The organism is Amycolatopsis sp. VS8301801F10 (assembly GCF_046195355.1).
GTDB lineage: Bacteria > Actinomycetota > Actinomycetes > Mycobacteriales > Pseudonocardiaceae > Amycolatopsis.
On sequence record NZ_CP176065.1, the window covers coordinates 5,894,516 to 5,912,768 of the forward strand.

The following is an 18,253-nucleotide window of genomic DNA, read 5'->3' on the forward strand; positions in this document are numbered from 1 at the left end:
CGTGAGCCAAGCCCTCGCGCCCGACCAGGCCTCGGTGCTCGCCGACCCCGACGAGCACCGAGGCGGGACCGGGACCCTCCGGTTCGTCCTCACGAAGATCGCCGAAGCCGCAGGCAGCGTGTTCCTGGTGATCGTCCTCGGGTTCTTCCTCTTCCGGCTGCTGCCCGGCGACCCGGTCGCGTTCATGGCCCGCGAACGGCCCACCGACCCCGGCCAGATCGCCGAGCTGCGCGAACGGCTCGGCATCGACAAGCCCGTCCTCGCGCAGTTCGGCAACTACTTCGCCGGCCTCTTCCAAGGCGACTTCGGCGAGTCCTACATCGAGCGCCGCCCGGTGCTGGACATGATCGGCGAACGGCTGTGGCCGACCGTGCTGCTCGTCGGCAGCGCGACGATCCTGGCCGTCGCGCTCGGGCTGTGGCTCGGCGTCCGCGCGGCGTGGAAGCGCGACAGCTTCTTCGACCGCGCGCAGACCGGGATCGCGCTGACCTTATGGTCGGTCCCGCAGTTCTGGCTCGGCCTGCTGCTGCTCGTCGCCACCAACGGGCTGTTCCCCAGCCGCGGCATGCACTCGCCCGACGCCGGGCCGGGGTTCTTCGCCCAGAGCCTCGACGTGCTGCACCACCTGTTCCTGCCGTGCCTGACGCTGCTCGCGGTGTTCTACGCGCAGTACATGCTGGTGATGCGCTCGTCGCTGCTGGGGGAGATGAACGCCGACTACCTCACCACCGCCCGCGCGAAAGGCCTGCGCGACGACCTCGTCCGGAGGCGGCACGCCGTCCCGAACGCGCTGCTGCCCACCGTGACGCTGATCTTCATGCAGTTCGGCATGGTGGTCGCCGGCGCGGTCACCGTCGAAGCGGTGTTCAGCTGGCCCGGACTCGGCCAGCTCACCTACGACGCGCTGCACGGCCCGGATCTCCCGGTGCTGCAAGGGGTCTTCGTCGTCCTCGCCGGCGCCGTCGTCCTGATGAACCTGTTCGCGGAGCTGCTCTACCGCGTGCTCGACCCGAGGGTGCGTACCGCATGACAACCCCCGCGGCCACCGCCGCCGAAAGCGCCCGCGCGATCGCGTGGCGCCGCCGCCGCGCCGGAATCGCCCGCACCTGGCACGAGTTCGCCACGCAGAAAGCCGCGCTCGCCGGGCTTTTCCTGCTCGCGCTCACCGTGCTGCTCGCCCTGGCGCTGCCGCTGATCAGCGACCCGAGCGGGCTCGACGTCACCCGCGTCACCGGCACACCGCTCAGCCCGCCGGACGGCCGGTTCTGGCTCGGCACCGACGTCGACGGCCGCTCGGTGCTGCTGATGACGTTGTGGGGCACCAGGATCTCGCTGCTCGTCGGGTTCTGCGCCACCGTGCTCAGCGTGTTCATCGGCACCCTGATCGGGATCGCCGCCGCGCACTTCGGCGGCTGGGTGTCGGCGGTCCTGCTGCGGTTCACCGACTTCTTCCTGGTGCTGCCGTCGCTGGTGCTGGCGATCGCGCTGTCGGCCGTGCTGCCGCGCGGGATCTGGACCATCGTGCTCGCCATCGGCGTCACCGCATGGCCGAGCACCGCCCGGCTGGTCCGCGCCCAGACCCTCACCATCGAAAGCCGCCCCTACATCGAACGCGCCCGCGCGCTCGGCGGCGGCCACCTGCACGTCATCGCGAAACACGTGCTGCCCGGCGTCGCCCCGCTCGTGCTCGCCAACACCACCCTCGTGGTCGGCAACGCGGTGATCGCCGACGCCACCCTGTCGTTCCTCGGCGTCGGCGACCCCACCGCGATCTCCTGGGGCGGCATGCTCGAAACCGCGCTCAACAACGGCGCGGTCACCCGCGGCGCCTGGTGGAACCTGCTTCCGCCGGGCCTCGCGATCGTGGCCGTCGTCCTGATGTTCACCCTCGTCGGCCGCGGCCTCGAAACCGTGCTGAACCCGCGGCTCAAAGGACGGCACTCGTGACCGCGCTGCTCGAACTGAAAAACCTCGGCGTCACCTACCGCACCGGCGGCGGCGACGTCCCCGCGGTCCGCGGCGTCGACCTCCGCCTCGACGCGGGCGGCACCCTCGGCGTCGCGGGGGAGTCCGGCTCCGGCAAGTCCACCGTCGCGATGAGCGTGCTCCGGCTCCTGCCGCGCAGCGCGAAGATCACCGGCGAGATCCTGCTCGACGGCGAGAACGTCGGCGACATGCGCTGGGGACGGCTGCGCGCGGTCCGCTGGGCCGAGGCGTCGGTCGTGTTCCAGGGCGCGATGCACGCGCTCAACCCGGTCCGCCGCGTCGGCGAGCAGATCGCCGAACCGATCCGGCTGCACGCGCCCGAGGGCAAAGCCCTGTCCGAAACGCAGGTGCGGGCCCGGGTCACGGAACTGCTCGAACAGGTCGACCTGCCCCGCTCGCGGGCGAGCGCCTACCCGCACGAACTGTCCGGCGGCCAGAAACAGCGCGTGATGATCGCGATGGCGCTGGCCTGCGAACCGCGGCTGGTGATCGCCGACGAACCGACCACCGCGCTCGACGTCATCGTGCAGGCCCAGGTGCTGTCGGTGCTGTCGAAACTGGTCGCCGAACGCGGCATCGGGCTGATCATGATCAGCCACGACCTGTCCGTGCTCGCCGCCACCTGCGAACGCATCGCGGTGATGTACGACGGCGAACTCGTCGAACAACGGCCCAGCGCCGAGCTGATGTCCTCGCCCCAGCACGAACACAGCAAAGCGCTCGCCGCGGCGTTCCCGACCGTCGGCGACCCGGCCTCGCGCTACGCCCCGGCCACCGCGACGCCGCTGCCGCCGGAACCGGAGGAACGCGCCAGCTCCGACGACGCGCCGCTGCTCGCCGCCGAGAACCTGCACGTCACGTTCCGGGACCGCAAGGGCCAGCGGATCCACGCCGTCAACGGGGTGGACCTGCAGGTCCGCCGGGACGAGATCGTCGCGCTGGTCGGCCAGTCCGGCTCCGGCAAGACCACCCTCGCCCGCACGCTGCTCGGCCTGCAGAAACCCGATTCCGGCACGGTCCGCTACGCGGGCAAGCCGGTGCCCTCGGGCGGGGCCGGGCTGCGCGCGTACCGGCGGGAAGTCCAGCTCGTGCTCCAAGACCCGACGAGCGCGCTGAACCCGGCCCACACGGTGTACGAGGCGGTCGCCGAAGGCCCGCGCATCCACGGCCTGCCGGACGAACGCGACATCGTGCTCAAGGCGCTCGAATCCGCCGAACTGCGCCCGCCGGGGAAATACCTCGACCGGCTCCCGCACGAGCTGTCCGGCGGCCAGCGCCAGCGCGTCGTCATCGCCGGAGCCCTCGCGCTTGAACCGGCGCTGCTGCTCGCCGACGAACCGGTGGCCTCCCTCGACGCGTCCGTGCGCGGCGAAATCCTCGCGCTGCTGCTCCGGCTGCGCCGCCGGCTCGGCCTCTCCGCGCTCGTCATCACCCACGACCTCGGCCTGGCCTGGAACATCGCCGACCGCGTCGCGGTGATGTACCGCGGCGAACTCGTCGAGACCGGTACCGTCGAACAAGTCCTGCTCGACCCGCGGCACGAGTACACGAAGTCGCTGCTCGCGGCGCTCCCCGGGGGCACCGCGCAGCGGACCGCGGCCGACCGCTGACCGCGGCCCGTTCCGGGCGCGCGCCGAACCGGGCGCGCCCGGAGCCCGTGCGGGGCCGGACGACTGCACCCGGTAATCTTCTGGATCGAAATGGCCACTACCATCGACGACGCGCAGCCGAACGCCGGAAGCCTCGACCGGCAATTCCTGACGCCCTCGCGCTTCCCGTACCGGACCATCGCGATGGGCACGGTCGGCAGCGCCCTCCTCATGCTCGCCGCGCTCGGCGCCGGCGGCATCCTCATCCGCGACCCCGTCCTCGGCCACGGCCCGCTCTCGTGGATCCGCTACGGCCACGGCCGGGCGCTCGCCAACGCGCTGCTCTACACCGGCTTCGCGCTCGTCGTGTGGGCGTGGGTCCGGCTCGGCCGCTACGCGCTCGCCGGGCGCATCGGCAGCAAGCCGATCCTCATCGCCGCGCTGTGCTGGATGGCGCCGCTGCTCGTGTCGCCGCCGCTGTTCACCCGCGACGTCTTCTCCTACCTCGGCCAGGGCGCGCAGCTGCTCTACGGGCTCGACCCGTACGCCAACGGCCCCGCCGAACTGGCCGTGCTGCCCAACGTCGTGCAGAACGTGCACCCGCTGTGGCAGACCACGCCCGCCCCGTACGGGCCGCTGTTCCTGCTGATCTCCAAGGGCATCGTCGCGCTCACCCAGGACCACATGATCGCCGGGGTCATCCTCACCCGGCTCGTGCTGCTCGTCGGGCTCGGCATGACGCTGTGGGCGCTGCCCCGGCTCGTCAAGCACCTCGGCGGGAAGCTCCCGGTCGCGCTGTGGGTCGCGGTCGCCAGCCCGATGATGGTCATCCACCTCTTCGGCGGCCCGCACAACGACCTGATGATGCTCGGCTTCCTCACCATCGGGATGCTCGCCGCGCTCGAGCGCAAGCACGTCGTCGCGGTCGTGCTCGTCACCATCGGCATGCTGATCAAGCCGACCGCCGCCGTCGCGCTGCCGTTCATGGTGTGGATGTGGGCCGCGGACATGGCCGGCCCGTCGAAGACGAGGAACTTCTTCAAGGCCGGGGCCGCCGCGGTCGGGCTGTTCCTGCCGGTGTTCGTCGTCGGCACCTGGGTCTCGCTCGGCTCGCTCAACCTCGGCTGGTGGTCCGGCCTCAAGGCCCCGCAGCTCATCACGAACTGGCTGAACTTCCCCAGCGGCATCGGCGAGGCCGTCTACAACCTCGTCCACCTCATCGCCAACGTCCAGCCCTCGCCGTTCGTCACCGTCGCCCGCGCCATCGCGATGGTCGGCCTCGTCGTGTTCGGCGTCCGGCAGTGGTGGCTCGCCCGCGGCGGCGGCAAGGAAGCCGTCTACCGCGCCGCGATCACCCTGCTCGCCGTCGCGATCCTCATGCCGCCCACCCTGCCGTGGTATCTCACCTGGGGCTTCGTGCTGATCTCCGCGTTCCCGTGGGAACGGCGCAACCTGTCGGCGATCGTGGCGATCTCGGTGTTCGTGACGCTCGTGTACTACCCGACGGGGGAGCAGGCGCTCTACGACTGGTGGTTCATCGCGATCGTCGTCGTGGTCAGCCTCTACGCCGCCGCGTCCCTGCTGCGCCCCGACCCGCTCGGCCTCGTCGCGGCGTGGCGGAAGAAGCCGAAGGACGAGGAATTCCTCCCCGCCAAATCCTCCTGAGCCGGTGGTCCCGGCGCCGCGCCGGGACCACCGCTCGCCGGGGCTACCTTCGGTCCGCGCGGAAATTCCGGAACAGCAGGTACGTGTCGAGGATGTCCGCCGGATCGCTCTCCACCGACCGGTAGATGCCCCACTTCGGCCGCACGTAGTCGCCCTGGTCCGGCAGCTTCACCCCGGTCTTGCGGCCCTGCGCGGCGATCGGCGCACCCGCACCCGCGCCGCTGCGGATCACGCACGCCGCCGCGCCCGCGTCGCCCGGAGTGAGCGTCCACTCGACCGTGATCCACTTCTCCCGCAACGGAGCCAGCTTCGCCGCCGCGATCGACGGCGAACCCGGATTCGCGTAGGCGCGAGCGGAAATCATCTCGGTGCCGCCGTCGCGGACCAGATCGAGCGTCACCCACGGACCGGCGTTCGTCGCCGGGGTCTTCGTCTGGAAAATGTGCGTGAACCGGCTCGTCCCGTGCAGGCTCGCCGGGATGAACATCTCGTAGGACAGCGTCCACGTCTCGCCGTCGCGCATCTTCAGCGCGGAACCGTCCCGCACCATGCCCTTCGTCTCGGTCCGCTGCCGGTCACCGCCGCCGGTGGTGTCGCGGTCGTCGCGCCAGATGGCGAAGCGGTAGTGATTCCCCTCCACCACCACGTACTTCCGGTCCGGATGCAGCCCGCCGCGATCGGCCTCGACCCCCTCGAACGCCTTCAGCCCGTCCTTCGCCGGATCGGGATGCCACAACGGACTCGCGGCCGCGGCGAACCGGGCCAGCGGACCGGACAGGAACGGGACGGCGAGCGCCGACCCGGCAATCGCGCGCAGCGCCGCACGGCGCGGAAAACCCGGTGATTCCGGCATCGGGAAGTGTCCTTTCAGTCAGGAACGAAAGGGGCACATCGGCCGGCGGCGCAGTACATCCGATGTCTGGCAGGTCAAAGGTAAGAGTCTTGCCGAACCCGGTCAAGCGCCGCCCGGGCACGGCGGGACTGTCACACCGCCCCGGCACGAGACGATGAACCAAGACAGCCGAGGGGAGAAGCCGGTGCAGGACCACGAACTCGACGCCTTGCTCGCCACGTCCCGGATCATCCGCACCGTCAACAGCTACTACCGCGCGGTCGACGAGCGGCAGTTCGACGCCCCGCGCTTCCGCCGCGTCTTCGCGCCGGACGGGAAGATCGTCCGCCCCAACGGCGCCGAACTGTCCGGCCCGGCCGACATCGCCGACAGCCACGCCCGCAGCTTCGCCCGCTTCGAGGCGAGCCAGCACCTGCTCACCGGCCACGACGTCGACCTCGACGGCGCCACCGCCGAGGTCCGCGCGAACCTCGTCGCGATCCACCTGTGGAAAGACCGCCCGGTCACCGTGCGGATGGAAGACCGCGCGTTCACCGCGGGCGGCGTGGTCACGGCCGACCTGCGCCAGACCGGCGACGGCTGGCGGATCACCGAGGTCCGCACCCGGATCCTCTGGCGGACCGGGTACTTCGGAGATCTGGCGCAGACCCGCTGAACTCGGTGCTCGGGCGCCTCCCGGGCCGCCTGGCTCCGTTTCGCGCTCGTCAAGCCCGGTCGAACGCCGCGGCGAAGGTGGGAGCCAGCTGCCGCAGCTTGGCCTGCAGCGGTGCCGATTCCACGCTGGTGCTGTCGATCCGCACCGCGAGCAGCCGGTCGCCGCGGGCGAGCACCAGGACGCAGGCGGACAACCTCGGCTCCCAAAACCGGCGGCAGAACCCGAGTTGCCGGTCGGCGAGGCCCGGAACGGAGAACCGCGTGCTCGAGGAGGCGTTCTCGCCGCAGCCCAGCGCTCCGTCGAGGACGGCGACCATCTGCTCGCCGGAGTAGCCCACGTACTCGGCCGCCAGCGCCCAGACGTTCAGCTCCCCGGCGACGGCGCTCGCCTGCGCGTGGATTCGCAGAGCGGCTTCCCACGGATCCTTGCCCTCGCACGACGACACGACGTGCAACGGGGTGATCCAGATGCCGGAGAAGGAGGAAGGAGCTTCCTTCTGCCGGGCGCCCGCGTCGCGCAACTGCTTTTCGTCCGGCAGATACCGGGTCAAGTCGTCCGCCGAGGACGACGCGGGCGCTGTCCTGCTCGCGCAACCCGCGAGGCACAGCACCAGCCCCGCCAGCAGCGAAATCCCCTTCCGCACGCCCGCCCCGGTCACTCCTGGTCGAACGCCGCGGCGAAGGTCGGCGCCAGCCGTTTCAGCTCGGCCTGATGTTCCGCCGCGTTCGCGCGCCAGCCGATCGACGTGACCGCGAGAGCGCGGTCCCCGTGGGCGAGCACCAGGACGCACCCGGCCACCCGGACCGCACGGAACTGGCCGCAGAACCCGAGTTGCGGGTCGGCGACGCCGGGGACCGAAAACCGCGTCTTCACGGCCAGCTGCTCGCCCTCGACCACGGCCTTCCCGCAGTCGAGCGCCTTGCCGAGGCCGGAGACCACCTGCTCGCCGGAGTAGCCCTGGTACTGGGCGAGCAGCTGCTGGACCTGCGCCTTGTCGGTCACCGAGATCGCCTGCGCGCCGTTGTACGCGGCCGAATCCCACGGCTGGTCCGCATCGCACGCCCGCACGATGCGCAGCGGAGTGTTGGCGCCCACTACATACGGCAGGCGATCCCGCTGCCGCCGGGCGCCGGCCGCGGAGAGCTGCTCCTCGCTCGGCAGGTACTTGGTGAGGTCCTTGGCGACCGGAGCCGAGGAAGCCGAAGCCGAAGCCGAGCTGGAGGCCGGCGCCGAACTCGACGGCGGCGCAGAACCCGGAGCCGCTGCCGGAGCTTCCGCGGCGCACCCCGCGAGCAGCAGGACAAGACCGGTCACCGCAAGCGGAATACGCATGATCCTCCCCATTTCGGGAGAAAGATCGCCGTAGTCCGGTCCAGCGTTACGAACCCGCCCAGCCCCGCCAGGTCCGCACCTCGGTGACCACCACCGCGTGCTCCGGCGGCCGCTCCGCGTACTGCGGGTACTTCTCCGTCAACCACTCGACGTACGAGTCCCGCGAAGCGTCAGAGACCACCCTCGCGACCCCGTCCGCGCGGGCCCACCACAACCGCGACCAGTCCTCGTCGTACTCGTCGGCCAGGAACGACACCGCCGGGTTCTCCGCGATGTTCGCCAGGCGCCGCAGCGACGTGGTGCTCTTCGATTTGTGGTCGACCGCGAACACCACTGTGTCGGCGCGCACCGCGAACGTCACCGGCACCAGATGCGGTGCCCCGCGACTGTCCACTGTGGCCAGCCGAGCCACCCGCGCGGCCGCGAACCGCGCCCGGGCCTCCACAGTGGACAGTCGCATGCTCAGTCCAGCGCGGGGGAGTCGAGGGTCAGCGTGCCCAGTTCGGTGTCGAGCGAGGCCGAAACGCCCAGCGGCAGCGTCGGCGAACCCGCCACGTGCCCGAAGCCGAACCCGCTCAGCACCGGAACCCCCAGCGGCGACAACCGTTCCGCCAGCAGTTCGCGGACCTCCGCCGGATCGCCGCACGCGGCCCACGAACCCAGCACCACCCCGCGCACGCCGTCGAACCAGCCCGACCGCAGCAGCTGCGTCACCATCCGGTCGATCCGGTACGGGCTCTCGGTCACGTCCTCCAGCAGCACGATCCCGCCGCGCGCGGACCCTTGCTCGGCCGTGCCGATCCCGGACGCGAGCAGCGACAGGTTCCCGCCCGCCAGCACGCCCAGCGCACGGCCGGGCACCACCACGTCCGGCTCCCGCGCCCGCAGCACCCGCGTGTGGTCCGGCTCGAACAACGTCCGCCGCAAGTGCTCCGACGCGGCTTCGTCGAACAGCACGCTCGCCGGCATCGGCGAAAGCAGCGTCGCGAGATCCAGATGGGTCTGCACGGCCCGGTGCAGCGCGGTCACGTCGCTCGACCCGGCCAGCACCTTCGGCCCGGCGGCCCGCAACGCCGCCCAGTCCACCAGATCGAGCATCCGCTGCGCGCCGTAGCCGCCGCGCGCGGCCAGCACGCACCGGACCTCCGGGTCCAGCCACGCCTCGGTGAACTCCGCCGCCCGCGCCTGGTCCGGCGCGGACAGGTAGGACCCGCCCGAAGCCCGCACTCCCGCGCCGATCCGCACCTTCACGCCCCAGCCGCGCAGCACCGGCAGCGCGGCGTCCAGCAGATCCTGCGGCACCGGCCCGGACGGCGCGACGAGCGCGACCGTGTCGCCGGCAGCGAGTCTCGCGGGCCTCACCGGGACAGCTCCAGCCGCGGCACGTCCGGCGTCTCGAAGCCGAACACCTGGCCGTAGAAGGAAAGTTCCGCCTCCAGCGCGGCGACGATGGTCTCCGCCTTCCGGAACCCGTGCTGCTCGCCCTCGAACCGCAGGTACGCGTGCGGGATCCCGCTGCCGTCGATCTCGGAGACGAACCGGTCCGCCTGCTCCGGCGGGCAGATCTCGTCCTCCAGGCCCTGCAGGAACAGCACCGGCCCGGCCAGCGAGCCCACGTGCGTCATCGGCGAGCGCTCCCGGTACCGCTCCGCCGCTTCCGGATACGGGCCGACCATGCTGACCAGGTACTGCGACTCGAAGTCGTGCGTCTCGCCGCCCTCGCCGGTCCAGCCGGCGAAGTCGAGGATCGGGAACTTCACCGTCGCCGCCGCGTAGGTGCGGGTCATGGTGATCGACGCGGCCGAGGTGAACCCGCCCGCGCTGCCGCCGCGGATGCCCAGCCGCGCCCGGTCCGCGACCCCTTCCGCCACCAGGGCTTCGGCGACCGCCGCGCAGTCGCGCACGTCCACCACGCCCCACTGTTCCCGCAGCCGCTCCCGGAACGCCCGCCCGTACCCGGTCGAGCCGCCGTAGTTCACCGCCACGACGCCGATGCCGCGGCTGGTGAAATACGCGAAGTCCAGATCGAGCGATTCGTCGCTGTGCCCGGTCGGCCCGCCGTGCACGTGCACCACGTACGGCGGCAGTTCGCCTTCCGGCGCGGCGAAATCCGGGTTCGTCGGCGGGAACACGTACGCCGGGATCGCCGCGCCGTCCGGACCGGTGAACACGCGCTCCCGCGGCACCGGCAGGTACTCCGCGGGCGGCAGCGAATCCGGCTGCGGCGTGAGCGCGCGCCACTTCCCGGTGCCCGGGTCCAGCACCACGACCGCGCTTTCGTGCCGCGGCCCGCCCGCGATCCCGGCGATCCCGTCCGCCGTCGCGACCAGCCCGCTCGCCGACCACACGGTCAGCTCGGTGTCGACGCGGGTCACCGAACCGTCGCTCTCGTCGAGAATCGCCAGCTTGCCCGAGTCGAGGACCGCGTGCTTCCCGCCGCCCAGCGGGGCGAACCAGCTGGCGCCGAGCTTCCACATCGGCCCGCCAAGCTCCCGTTCCGCCGGCGCGAGATTGACCGCCGAACCGTCGAGCCCGACCCGGTGCAGGTTCCACCAGCCGTCCGGGTCGGCGAGCACGAGCAGCTGGTCCGCGGTCTCCCACGCCACCTGGCACACCGCGACCTTCGGCCCGCCCGCCAGCACGCGCGCGTCGCCGAACGAACCGTCGGCCGCCACCGGCGCGACGAACAGCTCCGTCCCGTCCCACGGCATCGCCGGGTGGTCCCAGGCGAGCCACGCGGCGTGCGCGCCGTCCGGCGACAGCTGCGGCGCGGTGAAGAACCGGTGCCCTTCGACGAGCACCCGTTCGGCGGAGCCGTCCAGCGGGATCGCGACCAGCTCGCGCGAGATGTCGGTGCGCCGCGGACCGGTGCTGCGCTCACGGACCGCCCACACCTCGCCCTCGCGGCCGGGCCGGAGGTCGCCGTACCGGACGCCTTGCGGCGTGGCCGGTTCCGGCGTCAAAGCGGCGACCTCGCCGTCCTTCAGCGCGTACACCCGCTGATCGGCCCAATGCGTGAACACCACGACGCCGCCGACCGCGAGCCACGGCCGTCCGCCGTACTCGTGCACCCGGTTCCGGACGTTCCACGGCGCGGGCAGCACCTCCTCGACGCCGCCGCCGGGAAGCGCGCGCACGAGCGCGACCCGACCGCCTTCGGCCGGCCGCGCTTCCGCCCACCACAGCGCGCCGTCGACCGCGGCGAGCCATTGCGCGCCGCCGCCGGCAGCCGCCGCGTCGGCCGCGGTGACGGGAGAGGTCCAGGTTCCATAAGGAGAGATGCGAGGCACCCGGGAAGCCTAACGAGGATCCGCTGCGTGTCCGGATCCGCACGCACCGCGCAGGAATCGCGCGCGAACTTCCCCGAACCCGGGGCGGCGGATGCCGATCATGCGTCCGTGGCCTAGGGTCGAAGACGCTATGTCACGCGTAATCCACGTCTTCCGCAAGCCCGACCGGTTCGTGGCCGGCACGGTCGGCGAGCCCGGCGACCGCACCTTCTACCTCCAGGCGACGGAGGACGTGCGGACGATCAGCGTCACGATCGAAAAACAGCAGGTGGTCGTCCTCGCCGAGCGGCTCGGCTCGCTCCTGGAGGAGGTCGCCAGCCGGTTCGGGGCCGACGTGCCCGCCCACGCCCCCGACGACGAGGTCGACGTGGACCCGCTCACGGTGCCCGTCGAGGAGGAGTTCCGGGTCGGCACGATGGGGCTCGGCTGGGACGCCGACTCCGGCGCGGTCGTCGTGGAGCTGCTCGCGATCACCGAGGGCGAAATCGACGAGACGGTCGTGCTCGACGACACCGAGGAGGGCCCGGACGCGGTCCGCGTGTTCCTCACCCCGGTCGCCGCCCGCGCCTTCGCCGAACGCGCCGACCGCGTCGTCAACGCCGGCCGCAAGCCGTGCCCGCTGTGCGGCGAACCGCTCGACCCGGCCGGGCACATCTGCCCGCGGCAGAACGGGTACCGGCGCGACGTCGACGTGACCGAGGACTGAGGGCGGCCGTGGCGAGCACCGCGCCAGGACCAGCCGACCCCGCCGCCCGCGATTTCGTCTCCCGCGGCCGCATCGACGTCGAGGGCAGGCTGGTCGACGCCTCCAACGTGACGCTGTTCTGCGCGATCGAACTCGACGGCGTCACCGGCCGCGTCGTGTACAAGCCGGTGTCGGGGGAGCGGCCGCTGTGGGACTTCCCGGACGGCACCCTCGCCGGCCGCGAAGTCGCGACCGCGATGATCTCCGACGCCTGCGGCCTCGGCGCGATCCCGCCGACCGTGCTGCGCGACGGCCCGTTCGGGCCCGGCATGGTGCAGCTGTGGGTCGAGACCGACGAGGACGCCGAAGTGGTCGACGTCTGCGCGCCCGACGAGGTCCCCGACGGCTGGCGCACCGTGCTGCACGCGCACGACCGGCTCGGCGAACCGGCGGTGCTCGTCCACGCCGACCACCCGGACCTGCGCGAACTCGCGGTCCTCGACATCGTCGTCAACAACACCGACCGCAAGGGCGGGCACCTGCTGGCCGGGACCGACGGCCGCGTCTACGGCGTGGACCACGGCATCTGCCTGCACACCGACCCGAAGCTGCGCACCGTGCTGTGGGGCTGGATCGGCGAGGAACTGCCCGAGGACGCCGTCGAGAAACTGCGCAAGCTCCGCGCGGACCTCGACGGACGGCTCGGCGCGGAACTCGGCGAACACCTGACCGCCTTCGAGATCCGGGCGCTCTCGCAGCGCACCGACTACTTGCTCGCCGAGGCGGTGTTCCCCGAGCCCGGCGACGACTGGCGCGCGATCCCCTGGCCGCTGTTCTGATGGCGGCCCTGATCGACGACGCCGCCCGCGCCCGGCTGGTAAACCGCTTCGGCCCAGCGGCGCAAGCGTGGTGCGACGCGCTGCCCGAACTGGTCGACCGGCTCTGCCGGCAGTGGAGCCTCACCGTGACCGAGGCCCGGTCCGGCAACACCGGCCGCACCCTGCTCTGCCGCGACGGCGAGGGCGTGCTGAAGGTGCTCAAACTCTGCCCGGACCGCGCGATCGCGACCGCGGAAGCCACCGCGCTCGGCTCGTGGGCCGGGCTGTCGCGCGTCGTGCAGATCCTCGACGCCGACCTCGACCACGGCGCCGTGCTGCTCGAAGGCCTCGAACCCGGCGACCCGTTCACCGAGCGCGGCGCCGACGTCCCCTGGGACCAGATCGGCGAACTGCTCGCCGACGTGCACGGCGTTCCCGCGGCCGGGCCGTTCCCGACCCAGCTCGAACGCGTCCGGTTCATGTTCGGCCTCGCCGGGCAGCGCCTCGCCGGCTCCCCGGCCGAAGCCCACCTGCCGCCCGAAGCGCTGCGCACCGGCCTGGCCCGGTCGGAGAAACTCGCCGCCAGCGGCCCGATCGCGCTCGTGCACGGCGACCTGCACCCGGGCAACGTCCTGGACGCCGGGCCGGAACGCGGGGCGGTCGCGATCGACCCGCGCCCGTGCGTCGGCGACCCGGCCTTCGACGCCGTCGACTGGGCGGTGCTGCCGATGGCCCGCGGCGGCGCGGTCGAGGACGGGATCGCCCGGCTGCCGCACCTGGACGGCGACCGCGTGCGCGCGTGGTGCGCCGCGCTGGCCCCGCTGGTGGCGATGGGCCCGCTGAACCGCACCGGGCCGACGCCGTTCACCGACGCGGTGCTGCGGCTGGCCCGCTGACCCGGCCCCGCACCAGGCCCGACTGCCGCGCTGTGCGCTTCTTGACCTCCACGTCCTGGTGCGGCGATGGGCGGAGCAGAGGTCGATCACGCCGACGCCGAGCCGCAGCAGCGAGGCGGCGCACCTTGCCCCGGCGGACCGGACGGGTGCCTCCACGAACGCCGCCGACGCCAGGAGCTGGAGCGCAGCCGGAGGACCGGCTCCGTCCGGCGTGGCGGCGGGACGCACCCTCGCTGCGGGCGATAACGTGCCCGACCGTGCGCTATCACGACGTGCTGTCCGGCCCCCGCAAGCGGAAGGTCCCGGAGGTCCCCGCCGAGCCCGGGCTCGTGGTCGAAGACCCGGCCAGCGGCTACTGCGGCGCGGTGGTGAAGATCGAATACGGCAACGTCGTCCTCGAGGACGCCAAGGGCCGCCACCGGGTGTTCCCGCTCGCGCCCGCCGCGTTCCTGCTGGAAGGCAAGCCGGTCACGCTCGTGCCGGTCAAGAAGGCCGGCGCCCCCGCGCGGCAGGTGTCGGCGTCGGGCTCGGTCCGCGTGCAGGGGCTGCAGGCGCGGGTCGCGCGCGACTCCCGGATCTGGGTCGAGGGCAAGCACGACGCCGAACTGGTCGAACGCGTCTGGGGACACGACCTGCGCGTCGAGGGCGTCGTCGTGGAACCGCTCGACGGCGTCGACGTGCTGGCCGGCCGGATCGCCGAGTTCGGCACCGGGCACGGCCGCCGCCTCGGCGTGCTCGTCGACCACCTCGTCGCCGGCAGCAAGGAATCCCGGCTGGTCGGGCAGATCCGCGACGAGCACGTGCTGGTCACCGGCCACCCGTACATCGACGTCTGGCAGGCGGTGAAACCGGCGTCGGTCGGCATCCGCGCCTGGCCGGAAATCCCGCGCGGCGTCGAATGGAAGACCGGCGTCTGCGACGCGCTCGGCTGGGGCGAACCGTACGAGGGGTGGCAGCGCGTGCTCGCCGGGGTGCGCAGCTTCCGCGATCTCGAAACGCCGCTGATCGGCGCGGTCGAACGGCTCATCGACTTCGTGACCGAACCGGGCGACAACGCTCCGTAGTGTCCGGTTTGCCGGAAAAATCCAAGGTCACGCGTCGGTCACGTCGAGTAGTTTGCCCGGTGCGAAACGACGCGATCTGAGAGCATGAGGGCATGGCAGCGGCTCTGATCTGGCTGATCATCGGCATCGTCCTGATGATCGCGGAGGTGATCTCCGGGGACTTCGTGCTGATCATGCTCGGCGTCGGCGCGCTGCTCGGAGCCGGTTCGGAAGCGCTGACCGGCAACATCTTCATCGACGTCGCGGTGTTCGCGGTCAGCTCGGTCGGGCTGCTCGCCCTCGTCCGCCCGGCGCTCAAACGCCGGTTCCTGGCCGGGTCGGGCGTCCCCACCGGCATCGACGCGCTGGTCGGCTCCCGGGCCGTCGTGGTGTCCACTGTGGACTACGATGCCGGCCAGGTGAAAATCGGCGGCGAGGTGTGGTCGGCGCGCGCCGTGCACGAATCCCAGCCGCCGATCGCCCCGGGCACCAGCGTCACGGTCGTCGAGATCTCCGGCGCCACGGCCGTGGTGGACATCGTCTCGTGAGGCGCCGTCCGAGGAAAAACGGTACTAGGTAAGGGGAAACGCTCTTGTCGACAATAGCGATCGTCGTGGTCGCACTGCTGGCTTTGTTCGTCATCATCACGGTGGTCAAGGCGATCATGGTGGTGCCACAGGCCCAGTCGGCGGTGATCGAGCGGCTCGGCCGGTTCCGCACGGTCGCTTCGCCCGGCCTGACCTTCCTCGTCCCGTTCCTGGACAAGGTGCGCGCGCGGATCGACCTGCGCGAGCAGGTCGTCTCGTTCCCGCCGCAGCCGGTGATCACCGAGGACAACCTGACGGTGAACATCGACACCGTGGTGTACTTCCAGGTCACCGACTCGCGCGCGGCGGTCTACGAGATCTCGAACTACATCATCGGCGTCGAGCAGCTCACCACCACCACGCTCCGCAACGTGGTCGGCGGCATGAGCCTGGAAGAGACGCTGACCTCCCGCGACGCGATCAACAGCCAGCTGCGCGGCGTGCTCGACGAGGCCACCGGCCGCTGGGGCATCCGCGTCGCCCGCGTCGAGCTGAAGGCGATCGAGCCGCCGCCCTCCATCCAGGACTCGATGGAGAAGCAGATGCGCGCCGACCGGGAGAAGCGCGCGATGATCCTCACCGCCGAAGGCCAGCGGGAATCGTCGATCAAGACCGCGGAAGGCCAGAAGCAGAGCCAGATCCTCGCCGCGGAAGGCCAGAAGCAGGCCGCGATCCTCGCCGCGGAAGCGGAACGGCAGTCGCGGATCCTGCGCGCACAGGGTGAACGGGCCGCCCGCTACCTGCAGGCGCAAGGCCAGGCGAAGGCGATCGAGAAGGTGTTCGCCGCGATCAAGGCCGGCCGCCCGACGCCGGAAGTTCTCGCCTACCAGTACCTGCAGACCCTGCCGCAGATGGCGCAGGGCGACGCGAACAAGGTCTGGATGATCCCGAGCGACTACGGCAAGGCCCTCGAAGGCTTCGCCCGCGCGCTGGGCGCCCCCGGCGACGACGGCGTGTTCCGCTACGAGCCGCCGCAGGACGACACTCCCGCCAAGCCGGAACTCGAGGACGAGGAGGTCGCCAGCTGGTTCGACACCAGCAGCGACCCGAAGGTCGCCGAAGCCGTCGCGGCCGCGGAAGCCGTGGCGCGCAAGGAAGTCGAGGGTCCGCTGGGCGCCTCGGCCGAGTCCCGCCGCGCGATCGGCGGCGCGACGGCCAAGCCGGAGGCCCCCGAGCCGGCGCGGGAAGAGGAACCGCCCCCGCCGCCGGAGCGCCCGCAGCCCAGCGCGCCGCCGCCCGCCCAGCAGCAGTCGCTCCCGCAGCCGCAGCCCCCGGCCGGACCTCCGCCGGGCGGTCCGTACCAGGGCCCGCCGCCGCAGCAGTTCGGCGGCCCGCAGGGACCTGGACCGGGCAACGGGCCGTTCCCGCAGCAGGGCCCGTTCGGCGGACCCCAGGGCGGACCGCCGCCGCAGCGCTGAGCACGCCATGGAAAAGGGGCTGCCACACCGGAATCCGGTGTGGCAGCCCCTTCTTCGTGCGGTCAGCGAGCGTAAACGGCGAGATCGTCGATGTCGGCCTTCGAACGATCCGGCAGCGCGATCACGCACACCACCGTCACCACGACCGAAGCGACGATGTAGATCGAGATCGAATACGGCGTGCCGGTGGCGTGCAGCAGCCAGGTCGCCAGCAGGGGAGCCGGGCCGCCCGCGAACACCGACGCCAGCTGGTATCCCAGTCCCGCGCCGCCGTAGCGCAGGTGCGTCGGGAAGCTCTCGCCGATCAGCGCCGCCTGCGGGCCGTACTGCATCGAGTGCGCGACCAGCGAGACGATGATCGCCAGGAAGATCATCGCGTGGCCGCTGTGGGTGAGCACGGTGAAGTACGGGAACGCGAGCACCCCGGTCAGCACCGCGCCGGCCAGGTACACCTGTTTGCGCCCGATCCGGTCGGAGAGCTGGGAAAACAGCGGGATCAGCAGCAGTTCCGCGGCCGCGCCGACCAGAACCGCGTTGAGCACGAACGTCTTGCTGAACTCCGGCCGCTGCACGACGTAGACGAGCACGTAGCTGGTGAACAGGTAGAACGGCATCTGCTCGCTGAACCGCAACCCGGCCGACAGCAGGATTTCCCGCCAATGCCGCCGGACCACGTCCTTCACCGGGGCCTTCGAGGTGCGCTTGGCCGCGACCGCCGCGGCGAACATCGGCGTCTCCAGGATCCGCAGCCGGATCACCAGGCCGATCGCCACCAGCGCCAGGCTCAGCAGGAACGGGATCCGCCAGCCCCACGAGGAAAACGCGTCCGGGGACAGGGTCGCCGACAGCAGGGTCATCCCGCCGGTGCCGAGCACGAGCCCGACCGGAACGCCGACCTGCGCGAAACTCGCCAGCAGCCCGCGCCGCCGCTGGTCGCCCCATTCCATGGCGAGCAGCACCGATCCGCTCCACTCGCCGCCGATCGCGATGCCCTGCACCAGGCGCAGCAGCACGAGGATCAGCGGGGCCGCGATCCCGATGGTCGCCGCCCCGGGCAGCAGCCCGACCACCGCCGAGGACAAGCCCATCAGCAGAAGCGTCACGATGAGCGTCGCCTTGCGGCCGAGCCGGTCGCCCCAATGGCCGAAGATCGCCGCGCCGACCGGCCGGGCCGCGAACCCGACCGCGTACGTCGCGAACGACTGCATGACCCCGGCGTAGGACGACGACGCGGGGAAGAACAGATGGGGGAAGACCAGCGCCGCGGCGGTGTTGTAGAGGAAGAAGTCGTACCACTCGATGGTGGTGCCGATCGAACCGGCCAGGGCCGCCCGGCGTACCTGCACCCGGCGGTCGCCGGAGGAAGCTTGGACTGACTGGGTGACCTCGTTGTCGCCTAGAGTCATGGTCGTGCACCTCTCGTGACGGTCGTCACA

General features: G+C 71.8%; 18 protein-coding genes. 11 read left to right on the forward strand and 7 right to left on the reverse strand.

The genetic code is table 11. From position 1 onward, the window contains the following. Position 1 precedes the first annotated feature (1 nt). The 4 genes from F9C11_RS27765 to mptB all read left to right on the forward strand — a co-directional run bounded on the left by F9C11_RS27765 (position 2) and on the right by mptB (position 5,240). On the forward strand, positions 2–1,030 hold the full coding sequence (locus F9C11_RS27765; protein ID WP_409180303.1) for an ABC transporter permease: 1,029 nt from the start codon (positions 2–4) through the stop codon (positions 1,028–1,030). Next, a complete protein-coding gene (locus tag F9C11_RS27770) occupies positions 1,027–1,947 on the forward strand; it encodes an ABC transporter permease (protein ID WP_409180304.1) in 921 nt (306 codons plus the stop codon). Before F9C11_RS27765 ends, F9C11_RS27770 begins: the two co-directional genes overlap by 4 nt. After that, a complete protein-coding gene (gene nikE / locus F9C11_RS27775; RefSeq protein WP_409180305.1) occupies positions 1,944–3,596 on the forward strand; it encodes a nickel ABC transporter ATP-binding protein NikE in 1,653 nt (550 codons plus the stop codon). Before F9C11_RS27770 ends, nikE begins: the two co-directional genes overlap by 4 nt. A 90-nt stretch (positions 3,597–3,686) precedes the next feature. Beyond that, complete coding sequence (gene mptB / locus F9C11_RS27780) at positions 3,687–5,240, forward strand: polyprenol phosphomannose-dependent alpha 1,6 mannosyltransferase MptB (protein WP_409180306.1); 1,554 nt, start codon at positions 3,687–3,689, stop codon at positions 5,238–5,240. Between the two features lie 43 nt (positions 5,241–5,283). Here mptB and F9C11_RS27785 read toward each other — a convergent pair whose 3' ends face one another. Beyond that, on the reverse strand, positions 5,284–6,093 hold the full coding sequence (locus tag F9C11_RS27785; protein WP_409180307.1) for a hypothetical protein: 810 nt from the start codon (positions 6,091–6,093) through the stop codon (positions 5,284–5,286). A 184-nt stretch (positions 6,094–6,277) separates the two neighbouring features. Here F9C11_RS27785 and F9C11_RS27790 point away from each other — a divergent pair, with 184 nt between their 5' ends. Then, entirely contained in the window at positions 6,278–6,748 is a 471-nt protein-coding gene (locus F9C11_RS27790; RefSeq protein ID WP_409180308.1) for a nuclear transport factor 2 family protein, read from the forward strand. A gap of 49 nt (positions 6,749–6,797) precedes the next feature. Here the strand turns inward: F9C11_RS27790 and F9C11_RS27795 are convergent, their stop codons facing one another. From F9C11_RS27795 to F9C11_RS27815, 5 genes are read right to left on the reverse strand one after another with little or no spacing between them, the layout of a single operon-like run. Then, a complete protein-coding gene (locus F9C11_RS27795) occupies positions 6,798–7,391 on the reverse strand; it encodes a hypothetical protein (RefSeq protein WP_409180309.1) in 594 nt (197 codons plus the stop codon). Between the two features lie 11 nt (positions 7,392–7,402). Continuing rightward, a complete protein-coding gene (locus tag F9C11_RS27800; RefSeq protein ID WP_409180310.1) occupies positions 7,403–8,080 on the reverse strand; it encodes a hypothetical protein in 678 nt (225 codons plus the stop codon). 46 nt (positions 8,081–8,126) lie between these two features. Then, complete coding sequence (locus tag F9C11_RS27805) at positions 8,127–8,540, reverse strand: TIGR03668 family PPOX class F420-dependent oxidoreductase (RefSeq protein WP_409180311.1); 414 nt, start codon at positions 8,538–8,540, stop codon at positions 8,127–8,129. Between the two features lie 2 nt (positions 8,541–8,542). Continuing rightward, entirely contained in the window at positions 8,543–9,442 is a 900-nt protein-coding gene (locus F9C11_RS27810) for an LD-carboxypeptidase (protein WP_409180312.1), read from the reverse strand. Then, a complete protein-coding gene (locus tag F9C11_RS27815; RefSeq protein WP_409180313.1) occupies positions 9,439–11,370 on the reverse strand; it encodes a prolyl oligopeptidase family serine peptidase in 1,932 nt (643 codons plus the stop codon). The genes F9C11_RS27810 and F9C11_RS27815 overlap by 4 nt, the downstream gene beginning before the upstream one ends. A 130-nt stretch (positions 11,371–11,500) precedes the next feature. Here F9C11_RS27815 and F9C11_RS27820 point away from each other — a divergent pair, with 130 nt between their 5' ends. From F9C11_RS27820 to F9C11_RS27845, 6 genes are all read left to right on the forward strand, one after another. Continuing rightward, positions 11,501–12,076: a DUF3090 domain-containing protein gene (locus F9C11_RS27820; protein ID WP_037359506.1), complete on the forward strand. Its 576-nt coding sequence runs from the start codon at positions 11,501–11,503 to the stop codon at positions 12,074–12,076. 8 nt (positions 12,077–12,084) lie between these two features. Then, positions 12,085–12,894, forward strand: a complete 810-nt coding sequence (locus F9C11_RS27825) for an SCO1664 family protein (RefSeq protein ID WP_409180314.1) — start codon at positions 12,085–12,087, stop codon at positions 12,892–12,894. Next, positions 12,894–13,769, forward strand: coding sequence for a phosphotransferase (locus F9C11_RS27830; protein ID WP_409180315.1), 876 nt, complete (start codon positions 12,894–12,896; stop codon positions 13,767–13,769). Before F9C11_RS27825 ends, F9C11_RS27830 begins: the two co-directional genes overlap by 1 nt. A gap of 257 nt (positions 13,770–14,026) precedes the next feature. Continuing rightward, a complete protein-coding gene (locus tag F9C11_RS27835; protein WP_409180316.1) occupies positions 14,027–14,833 on the forward strand; it encodes a DUF3097 domain-containing protein in 807 nt (268 codons plus the stop codon). A gap of 92 nt (positions 14,834–14,925) precedes the next feature. Further along, on the forward strand, positions 14,926–15,360 hold the full coding sequence (locus F9C11_RS27840; RefSeq protein ID WP_409180317.1) for an NfeD family protein: 435 nt from the start codon (positions 14,926–14,928) through the stop codon (positions 15,358–15,360). A 116-nt stretch (positions 15,361–15,476) separates the two neighbouring features. After that, positions 15,477–16,817, forward strand: coding sequence for an SPFH domain-containing protein (locus tag F9C11_RS27845; protein WP_409186985.1), 1,341 nt, complete (start codon positions 15,477–15,479; stop codon positions 16,815–16,817). Between the two features lie 62 nt (positions 16,818–16,879). Here F9C11_RS27845 and F9C11_RS27850 read toward each other — a convergent pair whose 3' ends face one another. Then, entirely contained in the window at positions 16,880–18,223 is a 1,344-nt protein-coding gene (locus tag F9C11_RS27850; RefSeq protein ID WP_409180318.1) for an MFS transporter, read from the reverse strand. Positions 18,224–18,253: the final 30 nt, after the last annotated feature.

What these genes read in the sequence shown, in the direction of transcription:
- F9C11_RS27770 (WP_409180304.1), top strand. Translation starts at nt 1,027, where the DNA reads ATGACAACCCCCGCGGCCACCGCCGCCGAAAGCGCCCGCGCGATCGCG.
- mptB (WP_409180306.1), top strand. Translation starts at nt 3,687, where the DNA reads ATGGCCACTACCATCGACGACGCGCAGCCGAACGCCGGAAGCCTCGAC.
- F9C11_RS27785 (WP_409180307.1), bottom strand. Translation starts at nt 6,093, where the DNA reads ATGCCGGAATCACCGGGTTTTCCGCGCCGTGCGGCGCTGCGCGCGATT.
- F9C11_RS27800 (WP_409180310.1), bottom strand. Translation starts at nt 8,080, where the DNA reads ATGCGTATTCCGCTTGCGGTGACCGGTCTTGTCCTGCTGCTCGCGGGG.
- F9C11_RS27805 (WP_409180311.1), bottom strand. Translation starts at nt 8,540, where the DNA reads ATGCGACTGTCCACTGTGGAGGCCCGGGCGCGGTTCGCGGCCGCGCGG.
- F9C11_RS27820 (WP_037359506.1), top strand. Translation starts at nt 11,501, where the DNA reads ATGTCACGCGTAATCCACGTCTTCCGCAAGCCCGACCGGTTCGTGGCC.
- F9C11_RS27830 (WP_409180315.1), top strand. Translation starts at nt 12,894, where the DNA reads ATGGCGGCCCTGATCGACGACGCCGCCCGCGCCCGGCTGGTAAACCGC.
- F9C11_RS27840 (WP_409180317.1), top strand. Translation starts at nt 14,926, where the DNA reads ATGGCAGCGGCTCTGATCTGGCTGATCATCGGCATCGTCCTGATGATC.
- F9C11_RS27845 (WP_409186985.1), top strand. Translation starts at nt 15,477, where the DNA reads ATGGTGGTGCCACAGGCCCAGTCGGCGGTGATCGAGCGGCTCGGCCGG.
- F9C11_RS27850 (WP_409180318.1), bottom strand. Translation starts at nt 18,223, where the DNA reads ATGACTCTAGGCGACAACGAGGTCACCCAGTCAGTCCAAGCTTCCTCC.